Below are 21,760 nucleotides of genomic sequence, written 5' to 3' on the forward strand. Positions count from 1 at the left end.
GCTATTGATGTATTTATTCTTTAACGAGCACTAATTATAACTATGGAACAGTCTAATAATAAAGATAAAATAGTTGCAGAAGCAACTGAGCCTTATATTCAAGAGCAGCATTCTGACAAGCAAATGTTGATTAATGTAGCTCTGAAGTTTCTTTTACTATTTACCATAATTTTCACTTTTGATTTTTTGGTGGATTTAGTGTTTTTTTTACTAGATCTTATTTTTGAAATCATCCATCTTATTATTGAAGTTATCGAGGAGTTACTTGAGTCGATAATGGCAGAAGCTTTACCTACCGATAAGCATCAAAATGAAGCGATTATTGTTAATCTGGCAATGCTCATTGTCATTTTTGGCCTATATAAATTGTTTCATGGGTTTAGATTCGTTTATCATTTAAAAAGGCATATAAGGGCAGACTGGTTAAAATATAAAAGGAGTAAGACATCATGTTGGCAGGGACTTTCTTTACTCAGTAAAATTAAATTAGTGTCAGCTTATTGCACGGGTTTTACACTGGTTTTTTTTCTCGCTTTTTAATTGATTTATGCAACAAACATTGCACAATGGGAGATTGGTTTTGGGGTTTTTAAAGCTTCCATTAATATTTTTTTTAGTCATTTGTTTATTCGCTTGCGCTCAGCAGTCAGTGCAGGAGGGGAATATTCAAGTAGTCTGTATATTTCCTAATCAGCAAACGGCTCCTGGCTGGGTCTGTAGCGGATCTGGCGTTGCAAGCTATTGGTGTTGTAGATCAATCAGCAGCAGGGTTAAACTATATGCAAGATATGGCTGAAATTGCTGCCGTTAAAAATCTTACCGAGTTATTTAAAGCTAAAGCCAGTATTAACACTATCCAGTATTTAAGTTCACCTGGAATCGAGAGTGCAGTTGCGATTCAAGCTGGGGCAAGCGTGCTAAGCAATATTTCTCCTGCAACTTTACAAGCAGCTAAACAATATAAATCGCTTAGGGGGCCAGAAGGTAGAGTTTATATATTAGTTGGCCTAGACAGGCAAGCCAGTAGGGCTTTACTGGAAAATGCAGTTAAAACCAGTATGCAAAAAGACCCCGCTTTATGGCAAGCGCTACAAACGCAAAAATCCCTAGATGACATCGCGGCAGATATTGCTGCTCTGCAAGATTAGCAATAAAAGTATATCAAAGTAGTAGCCCGTATGAAGCTTGCGGAATACGGGGAATTAAATTTCCAATATTTCCTGTATTTCCCCTGCGTCCTAAGTTTTTTAACCTGTATAGAATTACCTGATTACCCATAACCCTCAGCTATACTTCGTCATTCCTGCATGGTTTAAGCAGGAATCTAGTCGGATAAGCCTAGATTCCCGATACAAGACTTCGAGAATGACGAGGTTTTTAACATACTGATGTTTCAAGCCTTATTCTACTATGGCTGAGAGTTGTACGTAATCAGGTAGAATTAAGAGCTCAAGCTCTCATTATTGATAAAAATAGTTTAAATGAAAATAAAAAGCGCTTTACTTGTTTGTTGTATCTGGTTATTAACCGCCTGTAGTGGTTTTGCAACTAAACAGGATCCTGCACCTGTGTATGGAAAGTCAGGACGTTCAGCTAATAAAGAAAAATCTTCTGTTAATACAGCTGATCAGGCAACACAGGTTAAAGGTGTACAAGACCCGGTCATTCTCAAACAACAAGATCTCGCGGTTAAAAGTAAACCAAAATCGTCGAATGTTGTTGTAGCCTTACTTGCAGAAGCAGATAGCAGTTATCAGCAGGGTAATTTAGATGGGTCAGTGACTACGATCGAACGTGCCTTACATATAGAACCTCGTAATGCCTTATTATTGTACAAGCTAGCATCATTAAGATTGCAACAAGGCCAGCCGGAACTAGCGGAGAATCTGGCTAAGAAGTCCGAGTTATTAGCGCAAGGAAATGCCAGTTTAAAAAAGAAAAACTGGTTATTAATTGCTGAGGCGCGTGATCAAATGGGCAATCAGTCAGGAGCAAAGCAAGCCAGGAAGCAAGCTAAAAAGTTTTAGAGATAAGAGGCTGTAGAGAATGAAAGACTGGCAAGCGGTTATTGAACAGATTGAACAGGCTAGTGGACAAAATTTTAACTTATTAAAAGTTAATGCCATGCATGGTGGAGATATTAATCAAGTCTATTATCTACAGGGGACGGAGAAAAACTATTTTGTTAAAGAGAATAGAGCGGATTTATTGGAAATGTTTGCAGCAGAAGCTTTGGGTTTGCAAGATTTGGCGAAAACAGAGACATTGCGCATTCCAGAGCCTGTTGTCTATGGAGTATCTGGGCAAAACGCTTATTTAGTGATGGAATATGTTGAATTAAAACCCGCTAAGCAGGCGACTCAAAGACAGCTTGGTAGGCAATTAGCAGAAATGCATCAAATCAGGCAAGACTACTTTGGTTGGCATCAAGATAATTATATTGGCAGCAACCCTCAGAGCAACAGCAGAAATAGTAACTGGGTGAGTTTCTGGCAGGAACAGCGTTTGACAGCGCAATTAAAATTGGCATTTGACAATGGCTTTACTGGAAAAATTCAGTCACAAGGCGTTAAGCTGTCTCAGTTGATTCCAGAGTTTTTTTCTAACTACCAGCCTCAGGCTTCTTTGCTGCATGGCGATTTATGGTCTGGTAATGCGGCGGCAGATACTGCTGGGCAGGCGATTATCTATGATCCTGCTTGTTATTATGGTGACCGAGAAGCCGATATAGCGATGACTGAGTTGTTTGGCGGCTTTGGTGCGGATTTTTATGCTGCTTATAATCAGGCTTGGCCTTTAGATTCAGGTTATAAAACACGCAAAACTTTGTACAATTTGTACCATATTTTGAACCATCTTAACTTATTTGGCAGTGGTTATTTACATCAGGCAGAAGCGATGACGCAGCAATTAATAAGTGAATACTCCTGACAATCAGGCTTGAACACTTACGCAACGGTTTTTTTCAGGACAGTACTAACAGAAACGCCTGCTAATCCCAAGGAGTAGCAGGCGTATTCGTCTATGGAGCTGCTAAAACAATACTATTTTGCAGCTGGAGCAGGTACTACTTCTACTTTTACTGCTTCTACTGTTTCAGTCGCAGTGTCAGATGTTGCTGTGACTTCTTCAGTGACAGTTTCAACAATAGTGGCTGGCGCAAGTGCTGGAACTTCTGCTGGTAAAAGAATTTCAACTTTAGCGTTTTTCTCTAATGAATCCAGATAGGCTGCAACTTTTTCTCTTTGTACAATAGGCTCTAGTTGTGACTTAATGGCCTCTAATGGAGGAGGAGTTTGCTCTCTAGCATCTTCACGTAGAATAATATGCCAGCCAAACTGAGTCTGAACAGGTGTTTTTGTATATGAGCCATTTTCCAGAGCAATAACAGCTTCTGAAAATGGTGGAACCATTTGTTTAGCTGAGAACCAGCCTAAATCACCGCCTTGTGTTTTAGATGGGCCAGTTGATTTGCTTTTAGCTAACTCAGCAAAATCACTACCTTTATCTAACTCTGCGATAATTAAGATAGCTTCACCTTCTTTAGCAACCAGAATATGTCGAGCTTTATATTCAGTTGATGCTACTTTAGCAATCTGTTTATCATATTCAGCTTTTATTTCAGCATCAGTTACCGGATTTGCTTTAATATAGTCGTCTACTGCAAGTTTCGATAACATAGCATTTTGCATCATTGCTAAACGTTGCTGAATTTCAGGAGTTGCCTGTAGATTTTTACTTTTAGCTTCTTGAACTAGTAATTCACGTCTAACGAGTTCATCAATCAGTTTTTCTGTAGGGATTTTTTGCCCACGTCCTCGCTCGCTTACTTCAGCCGTCAATGTATCAAGTGCAAATTTGCTGATATATTGACCATTAACAACCGCTATAGCATCTTCTTTTTGAATGTTAGATGCTGTGATGTTATTGGCATTTTGTTGGCAAGCAGTTAACAAAACTGATCCTGCAAGTAATAAAGGGATTGTTTTTAATTTCATAAGGGTCATTTTCCTTTAGTTTGACTCGGTTGGTGTGAAAGCATCGATACCTAGAGCATGAATTTCTTGTTTCATTAAATCGCCTAGGGATTTATAAATTAATTGGTGACGTTGTACTAATGATTTGCCCTCAAAGGCGCTGGAGACAATTCGTACATGATAGTGTCCACCGCCACTTTGAGCGCCTGCATGGCCTGCATGTGCCTGGCTGTTATCGGCTACTTCTAGTTGCTCGGGGGATAAGGATTCTGTGAGTAATGATTTTATTAAATCAACGGTCATTGTGGAAATACCTGCTTAAAAGGTTTAACGGAAACTTTTGCATAAACACCAGCTTCCAGATAGGGGTCATTATCAGCCCAGTTTTTGGCGAGTTCTAAACTGACAAATTCTGCAATCACCAGGCTGCCGGTAAAGCCAGCATCCCCTGGAGTATTGCTGTCTATGGCTGGGTGTGGGCCTGCAATAACGAGACGACCTTGGTCTTGTAGATCTTGTAAGCGTGTTAGATGGGCAGGGCGTGCAGACATTCTCTTTTGCAGACTGTCAGCAATATCTTCGCTTAGAATAGCGTATAACATGAGCTATTCCTCGGCCTCTGCTTCGGGCTCAGGCATGAACCGGTACATAAAGATAACCTGTAGCAAAATAAAAACAGCCATTAACGCAGGAACACCGAAGGTTTTAAAGTCTACCCAGGTTTCAGTATCGTAGTTAAACATAACATAGATATTGATAGCGCCGACACTGATAAAAAACAGCGCCCACATAAAATTTAAAACAGACCAGATTTTTTTTGGTAACTCGAGATTGGCCCCCATCATTTTTTCGATAATGGTTTTTTTGCCAATAAAATGACTTCCGAGTAGAACTGCGCCAAATAGCCATTCAATAATGGTGAGCTTCCATTTGATAAATTGCTCATCCTGTAGATATAGAGTGGCCCCACCCATAGTCACCATTAAACCTAAAGTGACCCATTGCATGGTTTCTACTTTTTTATGTCTGAACCAACTATAAGCAACTTGCACGATAGTAGCAGCAATGACAACCGCTGTGGCAACATATAAGTCGTAGCTTTTATAGGCGATAAAAAACAGCGCAATTGGGAAGAAATCAAATATTATTTTATTCATGAAAATAGAAATGGGGATAAGTATGTAAAAATCAATACTTGTCTGGAGGAATAGATCAATATAGTTGGAATTAGTCTATAAACCTAGAAAAATCAGTTTAAAACAATAGATTCAGTCTCTAATTGTTATCAATTGTAGGTGTTTTTTTTACTTTTGTACATGAAGTACTTAGGCTTTCTGCTAGAATAAATTATTTATTCAGGGGGAATGATGGACGCGAATCTACAAACTGAACTTGAAGCCGCTGCTTTTAGACAATTAATAGCGCATTTACAAGCACATACAGAAGTACAAAATATAGATTTAATGAATCTGGCGGACTTTTGCCGTAACTGTCTGGCTAAATGGTATATGGCTGCAGCTGCAGCTAAGGGTGAGTCCATGGATTACGATGCTGCACGAGAATATGTTTATGGTATGCCTTATGGCGATTGGAAAGCGCAATTTCATAAGCAGGCAACAGCGGAACAAATGGCTATATTTGAGAGTAAAAAAGGAACGTAATTAATAATGGATGATAAGCAGTTTGATGCAATGTTTTCTGGTGTAATTGGTGAGGAGTATGAAACGCTAAAGTTAATTTGTCCTTTGGCCACCAAGATGAGTCAATTGGTTGGAGAGGCGGTTGAGGGATATGCTCGTGCGCACGCTAACCAAACACTCTCGGTATTAGAGTTAGGGGGTGGAACAGGAATAACGACCTTATCAATTCTATCGGCAAATGAATCGCTTAAGGTTGTTTCTGTGGACAGTGAACCTACTATGCAGAACCAGGCGAAACAGAGTTTGCGCGAATGGGCTGAACAAGGGCGACTTACCTTTGATGGACGTGATGCCTTAAGTGTATTGCAAAATACTGCGACTTCTAGCATAGACTTAGTTGCTTCCGCTTATACGATACATAATTTTTTAGATACTTATCGGGCAGATGTGATCAATGAAATTTATCGCGTATTAAAGCCTGGAGGGAAATTTATCAATGGCGACCGCTACGGTTTAGATGATATTTCGGCGCATACCCGCCTGCTACAAAATGATATTGCAGGTTATTTTGATGTACTGGTTAAAATTAATAAACTGGATGTATTACAGCACTGGATCGTGCACTTGTTCGCTGACGAATCGGAAAATCACGTCATGCGCGAATCATTTTCTCTGCAACAATTAGAACAAGCTGGCTTTGACAAAATTAGCTTAACTGAGCGTTGCCAAGTTAACGCATTGGTTACTGCACAAAAATAGTTTTTTTCTTGTGAAGATCTTTACGTCTTATGCACCAGGATTTGTTATGAATTTATGATCATTTTATGGACTGATGGGCTGATTTATATCCTAATAACGGTGATCACCCTGCTTTTTTTTGCGTTGCGCGGCAAAGAACATTTTGTTCGCCCGTGGAAAAAAATTTCACAGAGCAGAACGGCAATGGTTTCATTGGTTTTTCTGGTGTTTTTTCTATCTATTGGTTTATTAGATTCGATACACTTTAGGTCTAATGACCGCCAGAATCATGACATTATCAGTGTACTAGATTATTGGGCAAACCCGATCCGTTTGCATCATGAAAAAAGCTATTCAGCGCCTTTTGCAGCTTATCTATATAGTAAAGAATTAATTATGCAGGCCGACCAGGCTCCTTATTGGGGATACCCTCGCTTAGAATATGGCGGTAGTCACTTAAGTAATGTTAGTGAGGATAAAGCAGGGGATATTATAGCGAAAGCATGGCTTGGGTTTATTAAAGGTGCCGGCGTTATTATCATTCTTTGCTATGCCTATCACTGGTTGCTGGGGCGTGCATTTTTTAGTAATAAAACCGTTAATACAGTTTTTACGACGCTGTTTTTTCTTGGATCCAGTAGCTATATGTTAGTGGAGCTCTCTTCATATTATCATGTTCTGGGTACCGATAAAGTCGGTGAAGATGTGTTTTATCAGACGATTAAAAGTATTCGAACCGGGCTGGTGATTGGTTCGTTAACCACACTGATCATGCTGCCATTAGCGATAATTTTTGGTATTCTGGCGGGATTTTTTCGCGGCTGGGTGGATGATGTTATTCAATATATCTATACCACTTTAAACTCAATCCCGGGGGTTTTGTTAATTGCTGCCTCGATCCTGATGGTACAAGTCTATATGGCCAATCATCAGCAACAATTTACCAGCCTGGTAGCTCGAGCCGATATGCGCCTGCTGTTTCTCTGTTTAATTCTTGGTGTAACGAGTTGGACTGGCCTGTGCCGCATGCTTAGGGCGGAGACTTTAAAATTACGTGAAATGGAATATGTTCAGGCAGCGCAGGCGCTGGGAGTGCCTCGTGGTGTGATTTTGTATCGCCATATTCTGCCTAATGTTATGCATATTGTATTAATTTCTGTAGTGCTGGATTTTAGCTCACTGGTTCTGGCTGAGGCCGTATTGTCTTATGTAAATATCGGGGTCGATCCGACCACCTATAGCTGGGGCAATATGATTAATGGTGCGCGATTAGAAATGGCGCGTGAACCGGTAGTGTGGTGGTCATTAGCCGCTTCTTTTTTGTTTATGTTTACTCTGGTGCTGGCGGCGAATTTATTTGCGGATAGTGTGCGTGATGCTTTTGATCCCAGGCGAGTGCAATCATGAGCTCGCTCTTACTAACCGTTGAGAATCTACATTTAAAGTTCGCTAAGGAAAGTGTCATTAATGGCATTAGCTTTAGTATCAATAAAGGCGAAACCTTTGCTTTAGTTGGCGAATCAGGATCCGGGAAATCTTTAGCAGCACTTTCAGTCATGCGCCTACAACCCTCTCAGGCAACACTACAAGCGGATAGCATACAGCTTGCTGATATTGATATCTTACGCACGCCCGAAGCCAAGTTATGTCAGGTTCGTGGTCGCAGAGTCGCGATGATATTTCAGGATCCGATGAGCTCTCTTAATCCGGTTATGAGCATCGGCCAGCAAATCGCAGAAACCATACAGTTGCATTTTTCCTTAAATAAAACACAGTGTACTGAAAAGGTTCTAGCGCTATTAGAGCAGGTGGGTATTCCTGATGCTTCAAGGCGCATCAATGAATATCCGCACCAGTTATCAGGAGGGCAACGGCAGCGCATTATGATTGCCATTGCTCTGGCAGGTGAGCCGGATTTACTGATTGCCGATGAACCGACGACAGCTCTGGATGTCACCATTCAAGCGCAGATTTTACAGCTATTAAAGAAAATTCAACAAGAAAGTGGCATGGCTTTATGGCTAATCAGCCATGACCTAGCGCTGGTTTCAAATATGGCCGATCGGGTGGCGGTGATGCAATCCGGGCGGATTGTTGAAGTCGCTGCAAGCAAGCAGATTTTTACTCATGCAAAACATCAATATACGCAGCAATTACTCAATGCTTTGCCGGATATCAATTATTGCGCAGAACAGCAAAAGCCTGAATCTACAGCGATTTTAAAATTAACCGGCTTTAAAGTGTATTATCCGATCAGAAAAGGCCTGTTTAAACGTATTGTAGACCATGTGAAAGCCGTGGATGATGTAAGTTTTACCCTGCAGGCAGGCAAGACTTTAGCCTTAGTGGGTGAGTCAGGTTGCGGTAAAACAACCTTGGGTAAAGGATTATTAAACCTGATTCCCAGCACAGCAGGGCGGGTTGAGTTTGCAGGAGTAGACTTGGCTTCACTTTCTAGTGCAGAACTACGTGCGCAACGCTCGGCCATGCAGATAGTTTTCCAGGATCCGTATGCAGCCATGAACCCAAGAATGTTGGTTCTGGACATTATCGCAGAAGGGCTACGCGCATTGCATACTGAGCTAGATGATCAGCAATGTATTACCCTTGTATCCGAATTATTAGAGCAAGTGGGTCTGGACGAAACCGCTTTATATCGCTATCCGCATGAATTTTCTGGAGGACAAAGGCAGCGCATATGCATAGCCCGGGCATTAGCCGTTAAACCCAAACTGATTGTCTGCGATGAACCAACTTCGGCATTGGATGTTTCGGTGCAAAAGCAGATTATAGAGCTGTTAAAGTCCTTACAGGAAACTGAAAATATCAGTTATTTATTTATCACCCACGATCTAGCAGTCGTCGCTGAAATAGCGGATGAAATAGCCGTCATGTATCAGGGTAAAATTGTCGAGCATGGAACCACTGATCAAGTGCTAAGACATGCTGAGCATCCGTATACGCAAAAACTGTTAAGTGCTGTGCCGGTGTTGGTGCAATAGGCAGTTTATAAGGCTTAGGTGATTAGAAACAAATTGCCGGGTAGAGTAATTTGTTTATGTTGTTTGTAACTTTTTAGGGTTTGTATCTACCGACTGTGAGAAAACAGTACAAGTGCTATTTACATTTTATTGTGAAATTTAGCTGTTATTTTCTATTTATAGAGTAATCAGCGGAAAATAAATTTATTTGTTGAAAGAGCGAAAGTTGATCGCTGTGAAGCAAGTTTGACTTTGAAACATGTAAGCTGACGCAGCGAACAAAACTTGGTGAAAAAGAAAGAGCTGATGCGGTGTACCAAAGGAGGTCTTATTTTCAATGAACGTAGCGAAAATCAGGAAAGAGAAAAAAGGGCCAAAGCGAAGCTGAGAGGCTGTGAATAAATCCCTGTGTTATTTTTTAGCCCCCCTAAATACGAAACAAAGTCACAGATTAAAAAAATCGGTTTTAACCACAAAGCCTTTAAATTCAATTACTGTGGATTTATATATATTTTAGTAATGACTGTTTTATATAAAATTTAGTAAATTTTAAATTGAGGTTTGATTTATTCACATCCACTGATTTTTGATGTTTTCCAAGTTGAGTGCTGAAAGCGAAAGCGCGGACGATTGCCTCGAAAACACTTTCATTATTCTGACCTTTATTTCTTAAAAGAGGCTACGTGGTCATTCAAAAACCTACGTATTACCTTGACAGAAAGACAGAATAACGTACCATAAAAAGTCTGGAGGTCGTTATTATGAAAATATCAATGGATATTAAACCTGTTACATATTTAAAATCTCAAACCGCAGATATACTAAAGCAAGTCAATGAAACACATAGACCTATCGTTATAACTCAGAATGGGGAACCTAAGGCTGTTCTTCAAGACCCTGAAAGTTATGAAAATATGCGTAATGCAATTGGTATATTAAAGCTAATTTCTCAAGGAGAAGAAGATATTAGAAATGGAAACTTCACTTCTCAAGAGGATGTTTTTTCTGAGTTAGAAAAGTTAGTAGATTCAGACAATGGCTAAAAATTATAATATTATTTGGGCTAAAACTGCGAATGAGGATTTAATAGAAATTATTCAGTTTATTAAATTTGATAGTCCTAATGCAGCAAAAAACATCCTAAATAAGATTAAAAAAACAGCTTCTTCACTTGATTCCTTCCCTCAAAGAGGCCGTGTTGTCCCTGAACTAAAAGAACAAGGGATTTTTCAATATCAAGAATTAATCATTCAGTCATGGAGAATGATTTATAGAGTTTCTAGTAGTACGGTTTATGTTTTATCTATTATAGATGCTAGAAGGAATGTAGAGGACGTATTACTAAATCGATTTATTAGGGATGGTAATAAGTAATATGTTTAGATATTTCGGCACTATAGCCTCCACATCAGGATATGTCACAGACATTGTAAACGAACTAACAACGTCAGGTAGTATTGCAGATGCTTTTGGTGGATTGGGTACAATTGGGGCTGAATTGAAATACAATGGACATCAGGTGACTACTTGTGACGTTTTAACTTTCCCGCATTTATTTCAAGTAGCTCGAATTGAATGTAATGAAATCCCATGCTTTACAGAATTAAAATTAAGTGAAAACTTCAAAAATGGAGACGGTATTTTATTACACCTCAACAAACAAACAGCGCCTCAAAGCTGGATTGTTAATGAATACGCTATTAAAAGGAAGCTTGGATTCAATCAATAAGCTGAATAAATTATGACCAGTAGTTTGGGCGAAATTGAAAATATAACCATAAATCATTACGATCAAAATGCTATTGCTTTCTGGCAAGGGACAAAAGACCATGATGTGAGTCAAAATCGTGCAGCATTTTTAGCACCCTTTGCTGCTGGGGAAGTGCTGGATATTCTGGATTTTGGTTGTGGGCCTGGAAGAGATGTGAAATATTTTCAATCTTTAGGACATAGGGCTGTCGGCCTGGACGGTAGCAAAGAATTTTGTCATATGGCCCGCGAACATACGCAATGCGAGATTCTACAACAAAATTTTCTTAAGTTAACCTTAGCGCAGCAAGCTTTTGACGGTATTTTCGCCAATGCGTCCTTATTTCACATACCTAGTCAGGAATTGCCCCGCATTCTGGTTGAGTTGCATACAGCATTGCGTCCCGGAGGGATTTTGTTTATATCTAATCCGCGAGGAAACCAGGAAGGATGGAGCGGACAACGTTACGGAAATTATATGCAGTTAAAGGATAGTCAAATCTATCTGCAAGATGCCGGTTTTGCAGTATTGGATCACTATTACCGTCCAACTGGAAAGCCGAAGAATGAGCAGCCCTGGCTGGCTATTGTGAGTCGTAAAATCATTGCATAGTTTGTTCCTGATATTTACAAATATCATTTAAATGAAGGAGCTACCATTTTAAAACGGGACAAAGCAATGTAGGCTGGGTTAGCTTATCTAGCAAAGCGCAGATAACGAAACCCAGCATTTTACGTATACGGGGCTTTGCTGGGTTTCGTTTTTTACTTCGTTAAAAAAATCTAACCCAGCCTACGGTGTCCCGTCTTAAGTGCGTAGCCGTCATTCCTGCATGCTTTTAGCAGGGATCTCGAAGGTTAAGCATAGATTCCCGATAAAAAACTTCGGGAATGACGAGTTTTTTAATATACTGTTTTTAATGTTTTATTCTCTTACGGCTGAGAGTTGTAGGTAATCAGGTAGTTTTTTGACTATTTTAACGGAGCTCTGATCTACCTGATTTTTCTAGGATCAAACAGTTTGCATTTTTCGTTCCCATGCTCTGCGTCACGGAACGAGTAGCGTTCCTTTTGAAGTCCAATATCGAGCCCGGGAACTAGAAATGTGTGTTTTTCGGACTCAGTTGTTGCAGTAAAAAATTAACTGTAAAAGCGATAATTAATAATACGATACCTAATGCCAGGCCCAATTCAAAGTCACCCTTGCTGGTTTCCAGGGCAATAGCGGTGGTCATCGTGCGCGTGCTTCCCTGAATATTGCCCCCTAGTATCATCGCAGCACCCACTTCCCCAATCGCACGACCAAACCCTGTAATAACCGCAGCAAGAATGACATAACGTAGCTCTTTTATCAGCGGTATAAGTAGCTGACTGGAGCTGGCTCCCATCGATTTTAGAGTAGGTAGTAAGCGTCCGTCGGCTGATTGCACAGCAACCACGCTCATATTGATAATAATAGGCAGTATTAAGCTGGCTTCACCAATAATAACGGCAGTTTCTGTGTACAGTAGGCCATAGTCACCCAATACGCCACGTCGGCTGAGCAAACCATAGAAAATCAGGCCGATCATGACCGTAGGCATTGCCATCAAGGTATTTAATAATTGCAGGACAAAGCGTTTACCTATAAAGGTGTTTACGGCAATGATTATTCCCAGTGGAATAGCCAGTAGTGCTGCTAATAGCGTAGCTATTAAGGCTATTTTTAAGGAAGTCCAGACGATCAAGTATATTGACGGATCAAATTGTAGCAATAACCTGATGGCTGCAGTAACGGCCTCGGTGAAATAATTCACCTACTTATGCTGGGTCAGAACGTTGCCAGTGCCCTGACTTACCACCCGATTTTTGTTGTAGCTGAACGCCACTAATACACATACCACGATCCACTGCTTTGCACATATCATAGATGGTTAGCAAAGCAATTTGCGTGGCAGTGAGAGCTTCCATTTCAACACCGGTCTGGCCGTTGGTCTTGACTGTTGTGTGGCAATGAATACGGTTATTTTTGCTATCAGTTGTAAAGTTTACTTCAACGTGAGTAATGGGTAATGGGTGGCACAGAGGAATTAAGTCTGCGGTCCTTTTGCTGGCCATAATTCCGGCGATACGAGCTATCGATAACACATCACCTTTTTTATGATCACCGCTTTGAATTAAAGCTAAGGTACTTGGCAGCATTTCGATATAACCCGTGGTGATTGCTACCCGCTGAGTAATGGCTTTTTGGCCAACATCAACCATATGTGCTTCACCTGATTGATTGAAATGTGTTAGTTTTGTCATGGTATGCGTTTGGTGTATGAGTCTGTAGTTATAGATTAAGCTTGGCTAGCAGAGGGATAATACCCCTTTTAAGAAATGTTATCCCTGAGTTGCACTAGCTTGTATTAAGTGATATCTGTATATTATCTATTCTTTTAGTGACTGAGTGAATGGCTGTGGCGATAAAAGTACGTTATTTTGCAAGTTTAAAAGAAAGTCTGGGACGAGACAGCGATAATCTAGACTTTGATCAACTTATAAGTGTTGCCGAGGTTTGGGCCAGAGCGGTATCTACAGAAGCTATGCCTGATAATATTCTGGCAGCAGTCAATATGGAATATGTCGCTTTAGATCATCCTGTGCAGGATGGAGATGAGGTTGCCTTTTTTCCGCCAGTCACAGGAGGTTAGGATGATTAAAATAGTGCCTACTGAATTTGACCCGTTTACTGAAGTGCAGTGCTATCAACAACAGTTTCTTCAGGCAGGCCAGTTTGGTGCAACCAATCTATTTATTGGCACCATGCGTGATTTTAACGCAGGGGACAGCGTTAAAGGAATGAATTTGGAGCATTACCCGGGCATGACTGAGAAACAGTTAGCTAAGGTTGTCGCAGAGGCAGGGGATAGATGGTCTTTACTGGATGCTTTGGTGATTCATCGTGTTGGCGATGTTTACCCTGATGATGTATTAGTGCTGGTTGCTATCTGGTCAGTGCATCGCGGTGATGCGTTCGATGCCAGCCGCTTTATTATGGAACAATTAAAGTCCAGTGTGCCGTTCTGGAAGAAAGAAATACTGGCAGATGATAATAGTCGTTGGGTGGCAAAAAACACTGATGGTTATTTGTAATGCGACATTATTGGTGCCCATAGAGGAACAGATATGAGTATAAAATTGTTATAACCTCGCTTATCCATACTATGGGTAGTTCTGCCTTTTTCTATGTAATCCCTGGGAGGTTCGACACCGCTTACTTATATTTTTTTGCTGATTACGCATAAGCTTCAGCTATCCTAAAAATATATCAACGACCTTCCTAAATAGCCCATATCAAGTTTACGCAATGTGGGGAATTGGAGCCATAAATTTTTCGTATTGCGAGTGCTCCTTAATGAGCTACAAATGTATTTTAAAAATAGCCGAAAGTTATGCATAATCTGTTGTTTTTTGTTGTTATTGAAGAGATGACAATGCGGGCATTGCTTTGGTTAGTATTTAAGTGAGTAATACAATATATACTTCGCGCGGTCACGGATGCGGATTTCTAGCGGCTGGGGTTTTTACCGATAGCTACGTTGCTGAAAGCGTTACGCAGCTATCTATGCGCTAGTTTCAGTATCTTGCTATCGACAAAAATAAGCTCACTATACAACCGCATCCGTGACCGCGCGAAGTATAGTCAGGCAAGTAAACAATACAAAACGGAGCGGTTCTATGCCGACTTTATTCCGTTGTCACAATAATGCCATACAGTTGCAATACTACTGCAACATTTTCCAACTATGATCTTTACCTTACTTGATTGCTTAATCAATTCTTGAAGGAGATAGTTGTGAGATTCAAAATTTTAGCAGTAATGGTTCCCTCATTAATACTAGGCGCGCCTGTTGCTCAGGCGGAAGATGCTCTGATGTTTTCAACAGCACCTGTACCGACTAATGATCTAGATAAACGTAGTATCCTGACTTCTCAATACCTACAGGTAGGTGATTACAAAGCGGATGTTAAATTTAATGCCATTATGCGTTCTGGAGATAATCCTGAAGGCTCAATAGCGCCATTCGGCACAATATTTGACATAGAAGGGCAGAACATAGTCGCAGAAGATGGTTCGGTGAGAGTTTCTAGTGACAATGACTTTTCTTCACTAATCACGGGTGAAGATAATAAACTGTATATGGTTTCGCATTTTGAAACACGGCCTGCAGCAGTTTATTTAACGGAACTGGATCAGAATACTGAAACAGGTAAATTAACCGCTAAGAAAACTCGGCCTCTAGACTTTTCACATGTCAATGGTGGCTGGGTGCATTGTGCGGGCAGTGTATCCCCGTGGGGAAATCACATCGGTTCTGAAGAATATCCACCTAATGCTAAGCAATGGCGTGATAATACCATTGATGATTATAACGCAGCAATGGTGCGCTATTTTCCTGCGGCTCGGGGTGCAACTGATGAAGCATTGCCTGCCCTGGCATTAGAGCATATGAACCCTTATGATTATGGTTATACGCTTGAAGTGGATGTTAAGGACTTTACTAATACTTCAGTAGTCAAGCATTATTCAATGGGTCGCATAGCGATTGAATTATCTTATGTAATGCCTAATGAAAAAACGGTTTACACTTCTGATGATGGATCTTATGTCGGTTTATTTCGTTTTGAAGCAGATAATAAACAAGACTTAAGTTCGGGTGAATTGTTTGCTGCAAAATTTACTCAGACATCACCCTGGACTACCGATGAAGAACGTATCCATCCTTTAGATGGCGGTGCGGGTACTTTAAGCTGGATTAGCCTAGGTGAGGCTACAGATGCTGAGGTCAGAGCTATTATAGATAGTGGTGTTACTTTTACTAGTATTTTCTCTGAAGATGTTGATGGCTGTACTAGCATTACTGCGGGTTATGGTGAAGAGTGTTTGAAAATTAATCCAGGCATGGAAAAAGCCGCTTCTCGTCTGGAAACACGTCGTTATGCTGCATTAATGGGTGCGACTGTTGAATGGGAAAAAATGGAGGGTATTACGCTTGATGAATCTACCAATACTATGTATCTGGGCATGTCTCGTGTGCGTAACGGTATGAGCGATGGCTTGGGTGATATGAGCGTACCCTTTAACTATTGCGGTACAGTTTACGCGTTAGATCTGGATGAGAATTATCTAGCTAAAAATATATATGGTGTTGTTTCAGGTATACCCAGATTATTTAAACGCGGTGCTGTAGAAGACAATCCTTATGCCGAAGATGGACCTTATTCAGCAAACGAATGCGATGTTAATGCTATTGCTGAGCCAGATAATATTACATTTATCCCTGATTTTAAAACATTGATCATCGGTGAAGATAGCGGCAAGCATCAGAATGATATGGTCTGGTCATACAATGTAGAATCTAAAAGTTTGACTAGAATTCAAACAACACCTTACGGTTCAGAAACAACTTCTCCTTATTTCTACCGTAATTTAAATGGCTTTAGTTATCTTATGTCTGTTATCCAGCATCCTTTTGGTGAGTCTGATAAAGACGCGTTAAAAGCTGATGAAGAAGCCCGTGGCTACACAGGTTATTTAGGCCCTTGGATGGGTTATTAATAGTGCAAATAGAAGCTATTATTTAAATCTAAGAAAGGAAAAAAGGCTCTGTCCATTGCTTATGGGTAGGGCTTTTTCGTTTTTTTGCTAAGGTTGTCAGGAGGGTTATAAATGAGAAAAATCAGTATTATTTTGTTTACAATGTTATGGGCTGTTGCTTTTAAGCCAGGGTTTTCAGCTGAATTACAAGTGGAACCTGTTGTCGATATTTTATCGCGCACCGTGCATAATAAAACTGCCTATATTCCTCCTCAATGTTATACCAAAACGGAAGATGATCAGGGTAATATTCATAACCCTTGTTTTGCCTGTCATACCACCGCCCGCCGCCCGAATTATATTAATGATGCAGATTTACAGCAAAACTATAGCTTTGCTGATACTGCGCGCAATAATCCCTGGCTTAACTTATTTAAAGATCGAACTGCGGCAGTCGCTCAGATTACTGATCAGGAAATTACCCAATATACAAATAGTAGTAATTATTTCGACGAACAGGGACGTATCACCCTGCAACAAAAATTGCAGCAAGTGCCAGCAAACTGGGACTACGACCAGAATGGGCAATGGGATGGGTTCACTCCCGATGTCTGGTTTAAATTTGATGACCAGGGTTTTGATCACGATCCCTCTGGAAAGTTGACGGGCTGGAGGGCTTTTGGCTACTACCCTTATTTTGGGACTTTCTGGCCAACTAATGGCTCGACTGACGATGTATTGATTAGACTCGCGGATGCATTTCAGACAGATAGTAAGGGCAAAGTAGATTTGACCGTGTATAAGGTCAATCTGGCCATCGTCGAAGCGATGTTGAAAGAGCAGGATATTAGTATTGATCCGGTTGACGAGGCTAAGCTTGATAATGTGGATCTAGATAAAGATGGCAGGATTGGAATCGCCACTAAAATTCGTTATGACTGGGCTCCCGTTAAACAACGATTTATGTGGTATGTCGGGCAAGCCCATGCCGAGCAAAAGGCAGGAAAACTCCATTTGGCAGCGGGTTTATATCCAGAAGGAACAGAATTTCTGCATACGGTGCGTTATATCGATGTTGATACACAAGGTAATAATGGTTTGTCTGCGCGAATGAAAGAAGTACGTTATGCACGTAAACGGTTATGGGTAGATTACTCTAAGTTGCAAGAAAAAGCGCTGGCAGAAATAAAAGAAAAAGATGATTTTCCTAACCGTCTGCGTACTTTTAGAGGTAATGCTGAAGCAGGTATTAGCAATGGCCAGGGCTGGGCATATGCGGCATTTATAGAAGATGCAAAAGGTGAACTTAGACCACAAAATTATGAAGAACTGGTTTTTTGTGCTGGTTGTCATAGCGGTGTAGGTGCCATTAAAGACGGAATTTTTTCTTTTCAGCGTAAACTGCCTGTTGCAAGCCATCAGCAAGGCTGGTTTCACTGGTCGCAAAAAGGTTTAAAGGGAATTGCCGAGCCGCGTCGTAAAGATGGTCAGTATGAATATAGTTATTATTTGCAGCATAATAAATCAGCGAATGAATTTAGAACAAATAAAGAAGTACAGCAAAGGTTTTTTGATCCGCAACAGGCGTTAAAGCCGGTAATGATAGAGCAGCTGCATCAGGATATTTCGCTATTGTTATATGCTTCTGCTCAACGCGCCTTACTACTAAATAAAGCTTATCGTGTGATTGTTCAAGAGCAAAGCTTTACTCAGGGACGAGATGCAACTATTTTGCCAATTGATAATGTGCATAGACAACTAAAACAGGATCAATCGACGGAAGTTAAACAGCCACTGTTTTTTATGCCGTTATTATTGGATTCCGGAGCTGGATTTATAAAAAGTAATCTGGATTTATTTTTACCCGCAGTAGATATTAACGGTGCGAGTTTTTGGGCTGAATTTAGTTATACAAATACAAAGCAGTTAGAGTGGACACTAAAAACGCTGGAAGCGAACAATAAACCAGCGAATCGGGAAGTATCGGCAAAGCTAAGTGGTCCATATGATATCAGTATTCCAGTTATTACTGACGGACAGCTATGCTATGCAGTAGAACTAAGTTATTCAGGGCGGAGGGGAGACCAATTTTACTGGTCTTTAAAAAGTTATCAGCCTATTGAAGAATAAGCACATCTATTGGCTATTCTGTGTTATCTGCTAGTACTTGTATGCGGGCTAAAAATGACCTTCAGAACGCCTGATCTCGACATAAAGAAATCAAAAGCTTACCATTTTTACAAGATAATTAGATGATACTAAAGTACAAGGTTGGCGCTGAGTATACGAAGCCCAACATAATATTGCACAGTGATTGTTGGGCTTCGCAAACACAGCGCCAACCTACATATCAAACATTGGCATCAAGTTATTATCCTAGAGTTCAGGTAGTCAGACCTTACATGAACCTAGAAAAATCAGTTGCCCACGGCTTCTAGCACAAGCTCTTGATCCCACCGCACTTCCAAAAAATACCCGCTTAACCTATGGGTAAAGCTAAGATTTTTTGAAAGTGTTATATTAATTCAATATCTTGCACTATAAATTTGAGTTGAACTGATTTTTATAGGATGAAAGATCTTATCCTAGTGTGCTAGTAATTCGGACATCGCAATGCCATTTTTTGCCATTTCTGCCAGAGCGATATTTCTATCCATCGCGAGTTTTTGAAGTGTATGGTAGGCCTCATCTTCAGAAAAATCACGAGTTTTAATCAGGATGTCTTTGGCACGCTCTACCAGTTTGCGTTCTTCCAGTTTATCTTTGGTTTTTTCTAGTCCTGCCTTTAACTGTTGCTGCTCTTTAAAACGGGCTGTAGCAATATCAATAATGCTTTTGCTACCTTTACTTTCCAGGCCGTTAACGATGTAGGCGATGATGCCCGCACGGATAACTTTATTGACCTATTTTGTATATTAGGGTCCTCTGAAAAAAGAATCGTGGGGCACGCATAGAGCTGATTAAGATGCTTAATAAATTGAACAATTTTATCGGTCACTTTTTCACTGTTAAAGACTATGATGTCAGGCTTGATTTTATTAATAATATTGTTAATGATAAGTGATTCAATAAGCAGAGTCATTGCTTGATAGCGTTGCTTAAGCAGGATATTTTCAATTTCTTTATTATCCCGGTTACACTCAATAATTAAAATTCTGTTGGGACTCATTTTAGTTCAAGCACATTGTTGTTAATGCGGGTTTATATACTAGGCGGATTCAACTCTGAAGTGCAATTCTAGTAATCATTGAGCACGAAATATGCCATTTGTACAATTAGTTGATAATATTGGGAAGACAATGAGCTTGCGCACTCTTTTGGATTAATTGGTTTTTCTTTTGCACTACAAGTGTGCGTTTATCTCGGTCTATAAGTGCAATTGTTAATAAAAGTGAACTATTCTGTTTTTTCTTATTAAATATTTTAATAAAGATATTATAAAACATACGCTTATAATATTGGCATGTGTTGTGCTTATGCTGTTGGATAACTTACTATTTTGGATCTGATTTATGAGCTCACAAGCATTAAACTTTTTTTCTTTTTCAGGTAGGATGAAAATACTGCATACCACCTGGATTGCTTTTTTTATCTCCTTCGTGGTCTGGTTTAGTTATGCTCCATTGATGTTGGTAATAGCTGACAACTTAGGTATGAGCAAGGCGGAAATCAAGACTATCTTGATCTTAAATGTCGCGTTGACTATTCCCGCCAGAATAATTATTGGAATTTTAGTTGACAAGTTTGGGCCTAAACGGACTTTCTCTATTTTATTAGCCCTGGGTAGCTTACCCACCTTTATGTTTGCATTTGCTGAGAGCTTCGAACAGCTGGCATTGGCACGTTTCTTATCGGGTTTTGTCGGTGCCGGGTTCGTTATCGGTATTCGCATGGTAGGTGAATGGTTCCCTGCCAAACAAGTGGGAATTGCTGAGGGTATTTACGGTGGCTGGGGGAACTTTGGTTCGGCGGCAGCAGCCATGACTTTACCGACGTTAGCATTGATGTATGGCGGGCCGGATGGCTGGCGTTATGCGATTGCATCTACCGGTGTGGTTGCGCTGATTTATTCGGTTATTTATTTTTTCAGTGTTACCGACACACCCAAAGGGTCTACCTATTTTAAGCCGAAAAAAGCAGGTGCGATGGAAGTCACCAGCATCTGGGATTTATTTTTCTATATCCTGATGACAATCCCTTTATATGCAACGCTTACTTTATTAACCTGGAAATTATCGCCAGCAGGCGTCAGTTTATTATCTGACTTTGCCGCTGTATTGATTTATGCTGGTATCTGGCTGTTATTCTTTTATAACGTGTATAAAATCGTGCATGTTAATGAAGAGCATTTAATGCAACCGATTGAGGAAATCCATAAGTATAAATTTAAGCAAGTTGCTATTCTGGACTTGGCCTATTTGATTACTTTTGGTTCTGAATTGGCGGTGGTATCAATGCTACCGATGTTCTTTTATGAGACATTTCATGAGTCGCAAGGGATCACTTTGGTGCAAGCGGGTCTTGCAGCATCGGGCTTTGCTTTTATGAACTTAATTGCACGTCCAGGCGGCGGCTGGATTAGTGATAAGTTTGGACGTAAATTATCCTTATCAATTTTTATAGTTGGCCTGTCAATAGGTTATTACTGTCTATCATTGATTACTTCTGACTGGCCGATTTATGAGGTCATTATGTTAACAATGGGATGTTCATTTTTTGTACAAGCGGGTGAAGGTGCCGTTTTTGCCATGGTTCCTCTCATCAAAAGACGCATGACTGGTCAGATAGCCGGGATGGTAGGTGCTTACGGTAATGTAGGTGCGGTATTATTTTTAACAGTACTTTCATTTGTTTCGCCATCCGTTTTCTTTACTGTTATAGCTGCAGGAGCGATCATTGTTCTGGTTGCCGTTCAGTTTATTGACGAACCTAAAGGGCATATGGTTGAGGTTCAGGAAGATGGTTCTGTAGAAATGATAGAACTGGATTAAGCCCGGTCTACTGAAGCCGTTGGGTAGCGGCAATCTAAAAATTCATACCGCAGGTAAACTGGAGATTATTATGAATTTCTGGTTTATCTGTGGTTTTTTCGTTTCAATAAAGCAAAGAACT

Annotated in this window: 25 protein-coding genes; 17 read left to right on the plus strand and 8 right to left on the minus strand. The window is 40.3% G+C overall.

Annotated features, from left to right (window positions below):
* Positions 1 to 42: 42 nt before the first annotated feature.
* The 4 genes from ACQY3F_RS02925 (at position 43) to ACQY3F_RS02940 (ending at position 2,931) form a co-directional block, all read left to right on the plus strand.
* Positions 43 to 540, plus strand: a complete 498-nt coding sequence (locus tag ACQY3F_RS02925; RefSeq protein ID WP_428353395.1) for a hypothetical protein — start codon at positions 43 to 45, stop codon at positions 538 to 540.
* A 191-nt stretch (positions 541 to 731) separates the two neighbouring features.
* On the plus strand, positions 732 to 1,148 hold the full coding sequence (locus ACQY3F_RS02930; RefSeq protein WP_428353396.1) for a hypothetical protein: 417 nt from the start codon (positions 732 to 734) through the stop codon (positions 1,146 to 1,148).
* Positions 1,149 to 1,481: 333 nt separating this feature from the next.
* The gene (locus ACQY3F_RS02935) at positions 1,482 to 2,027 is read left to right on the plus strand and encodes a tetratricopeptide repeat protein (protein ID WP_428353397.1); all 546 of its coding nucleotides are present in this window, start codon (positions 1,482 to 1,484) and stop codon (positions 2,025 to 2,027) included.
* 19 nt (positions 2,028 to 2,046) lie between these two features.
* Entirely contained in the window at positions 2,047 to 2,931 is an 885-nt protein-coding gene (locus tag ACQY3F_RS02940; protein ID WP_428353398.1) for a fructosamine kinase family protein, read from the plus strand.
* Positions 2,932 to 3,044: 113 nt separating this feature from the next.
* On the opposite strand, the gene ACQY3F_RS02945 is transcribed toward ACQY3F_RS02940, so the two are convergent.
* From ACQY3F_RS02945 to ACQY3F_RS02960, 4 genes are read right to left on the minus strand one after another with little or no spacing between them, the layout of a single operon-like run.
* Positions 3,045 to 3,998 (minus strand): peptidylprolyl isomerase, encoded by a 954-nt coding sequence (locus ACQY3F_RS02945; RefSeq protein ID WP_428353399.1) that lies wholly within the window; start codon positions 3,996 to 3,998, stop codon positions 3,045 to 3,047.
* Positions 3,999 to 4,013: 15 nt separating this feature from the next.
* The gene (locus ACQY3F_RS02950; protein ID WP_428353400.1) at positions 4,014 to 4,280 is read right to left on the minus strand and encodes a BolA family protein; all 267 of its coding nucleotides are present in this window, start codon (positions 4,278 to 4,280) and stop codon (positions 4,014 to 4,016) included.
* Positions 4,277 to 4,579, minus strand: a complete 303-nt coding sequence (locus ACQY3F_RS02955) for a YciI family protein (RefSeq protein ID WP_428353401.1) — start codon at positions 4,577 to 4,579, stop codon at positions 4,277 to 4,279. Before ACQY3F_RS02955 ends, ACQY3F_RS02950 begins: the two co-directional genes overlap by 4 nt.
* A 3-nt stretch (positions 4,580 to 4,582) precedes the next feature.
* Positions 4,583 to 5,134 carry a septation protein A gene (locus ACQY3F_RS02960; RefSeq protein ID WP_428353402.1) on the minus strand — a complete coding sequence of 184 codons (552 nt, stop codon included), beginning with the start codon at positions 5,132 to 5,134 and terminating at the stop codon, positions 4,583 to 4,585.
* A 210-nt stretch (positions 5,135 to 5,344) separates the two neighbouring features.
* On the opposite strand from ACQY3F_RS02960, the gene ACQY3F_RS02965 reads away from it, so the two are divergent.
* The 8 genes from ACQY3F_RS02965 to ACQY3F_RS03000 all read left to right on the plus strand — a co-directional run bounded on the left by ACQY3F_RS02965 (position 5,345) and on the right by ACQY3F_RS03000 (position 11,698).
* The gene (locus tag ACQY3F_RS02965; RefSeq protein ID WP_428353403.1) at positions 5,345 to 5,638 is read left to right on the plus strand and encodes a DUF1244 domain-containing protein; all 294 of its coding nucleotides are present in this window, start codon (positions 5,345 to 5,347) and stop codon (positions 5,636 to 5,638) included.
* 6 nt (positions 5,639 to 5,644) lie between these two features.
* Positions 5,645 to 6,376, plus strand: coding sequence for a methyltransferase domain-containing protein (locus tag ACQY3F_RS02970; protein WP_428353404.1), 732 nt, complete (start codon positions 5,645 to 5,647; stop codon positions 6,374 to 6,376).
* A 54-nt stretch (positions 6,377 to 6,430) separates the two neighbouring features.
* Positions 6,431 to 7,762, plus strand: coding sequence for an ABC transporter permease (locus tag ACQY3F_RS02975; RefSeq protein WP_428353405.1), 1,332 nt, complete (start codon positions 6,431 to 6,433; stop codon positions 7,760 to 7,762).
* Positions 7,759 to 9,357: an ABC transporter ATP-binding protein gene (locus ACQY3F_RS02980; protein WP_428353406.1), complete on the plus strand. Its 1,599-nt coding sequence runs from the start codon at positions 7,759 to 7,761 to the stop codon at positions 9,355 to 9,357. Before ACQY3F_RS02975 ends, ACQY3F_RS02980 begins: the two co-directional genes overlap by 4 nt.
* A gap of 740 nt (positions 9,358 to 10,097) precedes the next feature.
* The gene (locus ACQY3F_RS02985) at positions 10,098 to 10,379 is read left to right on the plus strand and encodes a type II toxin-antitoxin system Phd/YefM family antitoxin (RefSeq protein ID WP_428353407.1); all 282 of its coding nucleotides are present in this window, start codon (positions 10,098 to 10,100) and stop codon (positions 10,377 to 10,379) included.
* The gene (locus ACQY3F_RS02990; RefSeq protein ID WP_428353408.1) at positions 10,372 to 10,710 is read left to right on the plus strand and encodes a type II toxin-antitoxin system RelE/ParE family toxin; all 339 of its coding nucleotides are present in this window, start codon (positions 10,372 to 10,374) and stop codon (positions 10,708 to 10,710) included. The genes ACQY3F_RS02985 and ACQY3F_RS02990 overlap by 8 nt, the downstream gene beginning before the upstream one ends.
* Position 10,711: 1 nt before the next feature.
* Entirely contained in the window at positions 10,712 to 11,065 is a 354-nt protein-coding gene (locus tag ACQY3F_RS02995) for a hypothetical protein (protein WP_428353409.1), read from the plus strand.
* A gap of 12 nt (positions 11,066 to 11,077) precedes the next feature.
* Positions 11,078 to 11,698 (plus strand): class I SAM-dependent methyltransferase, encoded by a 621-nt coding sequence (locus ACQY3F_RS03000; protein WP_428353410.1) that lies wholly within the window; start codon positions 11,078 to 11,080, stop codon positions 11,696 to 11,698.
* Between the two features lie 484 nt (positions 11,699 to 12,182).
* Here the strand turns inward: ACQY3F_RS03000 and ACQY3F_RS03005 are convergent, their stop codons facing one another.
* Both ACQY3F_RS03005 and moaC read right to left on the minus strand, forming a co-directional pair.
* The gene (locus tag ACQY3F_RS03005) at positions 12,183 to 12,881 is read right to left on the minus strand and encodes an ABC transporter permease (RefSeq protein ID WP_428353411.1); all 699 of its coding nucleotides are present in this window, start codon (positions 12,879 to 12,881) and stop codon (positions 12,183 to 12,185) included.
* A gap of 4 nt (positions 12,882 to 12,885) precedes the next feature.
* The gene (gene moaC / locus ACQY3F_RS03010) at positions 12,886 to 13,371 is read right to left on the minus strand and encodes a cyclic pyranopterin monophosphate synthase MoaC (protein ID WP_428353412.1); all 486 of its coding nucleotides are present in this window, start codon (positions 13,369 to 13,371) and stop codon (positions 12,886 to 12,888) included.
* Between the two features lie 155 nt (positions 13,372 to 13,526).
* Between moaC and moaD the strand changes: the two genes are divergently transcribed.
* The 4 genes from moaD (at position 13,527) to ACQY3F_RS03030 (ending at position 18,778) form a co-directional block, all read left to right on the plus strand.
* Complete coding sequence (moaD, locus tag ACQY3F_RS03015; protein WP_428357588.1) at positions 13,527 to 13,760, plus strand: molybdopterin converting factor subunit 1; 234 nt, start codon at positions 13,527 to 13,529, stop codon at positions 13,758 to 13,760.
* Between the two features lies 1 nt (position 13,761).
* A complete protein-coding gene (locus ACQY3F_RS03020) occupies positions 13,762 to 14,202 on the plus strand; it encodes a molybdenum cofactor biosynthesis protein MoaE (protein WP_428353413.1) in 441 nt (146 codons plus the stop codon).
* Between the two features lie 703 nt (positions 14,203 to 14,905).
* Positions 14,906 to 16,669: an alkaline phosphatase PhoX gene (locus ACQY3F_RS03025; RefSeq protein WP_428353414.1), complete on the plus strand. Its 1,764-nt coding sequence runs from the start codon at positions 14,906 to 14,908 to the stop codon at positions 16,667 to 16,669.
* Positions 16,670 to 16,780: 111 nt separating this feature from the next.
* Positions 16,781 to 18,778 carry a hypothetical protein gene (locus ACQY3F_RS03030; RefSeq protein WP_428353415.1) on the plus strand — a complete coding sequence of 666 codons (1,998 nt, stop codon included), beginning with the start codon at positions 16,781 to 16,783 and terminating at the stop codon, positions 18,776 to 18,778.
* Positions 18,779 to 19,233: 455 nt separating this feature from the next.
* Here the strand turns inward: ACQY3F_RS03030 and ACQY3F_RS03035 are convergent, their stop codons facing one another.
* Both ACQY3F_RS03035 and ACQY3F_RS03040 read right to left on the minus strand, forming a co-directional pair.
* The gene (locus tag ACQY3F_RS03035) at positions 19,234 to 19,539 is read right to left on the minus strand and encodes an ANTAR domain-containing response regulator (RefSeq protein ID WP_428357590.1); all 306 of its coding nucleotides are present in this window, start codon (positions 19,537 to 19,539) and stop codon (positions 19,234 to 19,236) included.
* Complete coding sequence (locus ACQY3F_RS03040; protein WP_428353416.1) at positions 19,434 to 19,817, minus strand: hypothetical protein; 384 nt, start codon at positions 19,815 to 19,817, stop codon at positions 19,434 to 19,436. Before ACQY3F_RS03040 ends, ACQY3F_RS03035 begins: the two co-directional genes overlap by 106 nt.
* Positions 19,818 to 20,160: 343 nt before the next feature.
* Between ACQY3F_RS03040 and ACQY3F_RS03045 the strand changes: the two genes are divergently transcribed.
* Complete coding sequence (locus ACQY3F_RS03045; RefSeq protein WP_428353417.1) at positions 20,161 to 21,639, plus strand: NarK family nitrate/nitrite MFS transporter; 1,479 nt, start codon at positions 20,161 to 20,163, stop codon at positions 21,637 to 21,639.
* Positions 21,640 to 21,760: the final 121 nt, after the last annotated feature.

The sequence above is a fragment of the Methyloprofundus sp. genome (assembly GCF_965251085.1).
In the GTDB taxonomy this organism is placed as follows: Bacteria; Pseudomonadota; Gammaproteobacteria; order Methylococcales; family Methylomonadaceae; genus Methyloprofundus.

Bases quoted from the DNA above. Each gene is read 5' to 3' on its own strand.
- ACQY3F_RS02925 (WP_428353395.1), top strand. From the start codon at position 43: ATGGAACAGTCTAATAATAAAGATAAAATAGTTGCAGAAGCAACTGAG.
- ACQY3F_RS02935 (WP_428353397.1), top strand. From the start codon at position 1,482: ATGAAAATAAAAAGCGCTTTACTTGTTTGTTGTATCTGGTTATTAACC.
- ACQY3F_RS02940 (WP_428353398.1), top strand. From the start codon at position 2,047: ATGAAAGACTGGCAAGCGGTTATTGAACAGATTGAACAGGCTAGTGGA.
- ACQY3F_RS02945 (WP_428353399.1), bottom strand. From the start codon at position 3,998: ATGAAATTAAAAACAATCCCTTTATTACTTGCAGGATCAGTTTTGTTA.
- ACQY3F_RS02950 (WP_428353400.1), bottom strand. From the start codon at position 4,280: ATGACCGTTGATTTAATAAAATCATTACTCACAGAATCCTTATCCCCC.
- ACQY3F_RS02955 (WP_428353401.1), bottom strand. From the start codon at position 4,579: ATGTTATACGCTATTCTAAGCGAAGATATTGCTGACAGTCTGCAAAAG.
- ACQY3F_RS02960 (WP_428353402.1), bottom strand. From the start codon at position 5,134: ATGAATAAAATAATATTTGATTTCTTCCCAATTGCGCTGTTTTTTATC.
- ACQY3F_RS02965 (WP_428353403.1), top strand. From the start codon at position 5,345: ATGGACGCGAATCTACAAACTGAACTTGAAGCCGCTGCTTTTAGACAA.
- ACQY3F_RS02970 (WP_428353404.1), top strand. From the start codon at position 5,645: ATGGATGATAAGCAGTTTGATGCAATGTTTTCTGGTGTAATTGGTGAG.
- ACQY3F_RS02975 (WP_428353405.1), top strand. From the start codon at position 6,431: ATGATCATTTTATGGACTGATGGGCTGATTTATATCCTAATAACGGTG.
- ACQY3F_RS02980 (WP_428353406.1), top strand. From the start codon at position 7,759: ATGAGCTCGCTCTTACTAACCGTTGAGAATCTACATTTAAAGTTCGCT.
- ACQY3F_RS02985 (WP_428353407.1), top strand. From the start codon at position 10,098: ATGAAAATATCAATGGATATTAAACCTGTTACATATTTAAAATCTCAA.
- ACQY3F_RS02990 (WP_428353408.1), top strand. From the start codon at position 10,372: ATGGCTAAAAATTATAATATTATTTGGGCTAAAACTGCGAATGAGGAT.
- ACQY3F_RS02995 (WP_428353409.1), top strand. From the start codon at position 10,712: ATGTTTAGATATTTCGGCACTATAGCCTCCACATCAGGATATGTCACA.
- ACQY3F_RS03000 (WP_428353410.1), top strand. From the start codon at position 11,078: ATGACCAGTAGTTTGGGCGAAATTGAAAATATAACCATAAATCATTAC.
- moaC (WP_428353412.1), bottom strand. From the start codon at position 13,371: ATGACAAAACTAACACATTTCAATCAATCAGGTGAAGCACATATGGTT.
- ACQY3F_RS03020 (WP_428353413.1), top strand. From the start codon at position 13,762: ATGATTAAAATAGTGCCTACTGAATTTGACCCGTTTACTGAAGTGCAG.
- ACQY3F_RS03030 (WP_428353415.1), top strand. From the start codon at position 16,781: ATGAGAAAAATCAGTATTATTTTGTTTACAATGTTATGGGCTGTTGCT.
- ACQY3F_RS03040 (WP_428353416.1), bottom strand. From the start codon at position 19,817: ATGAGTCCCAACAGAATTTTAATTATTGAGTGTAACCGGGATAATAAA.
- ACQY3F_RS03045 (WP_428353417.1), top strand. From the start codon at position 20,161: ATGAGCTCACAAGCATTAAACTTTTTTTCTTTTTCAGGTAGGATGAAA.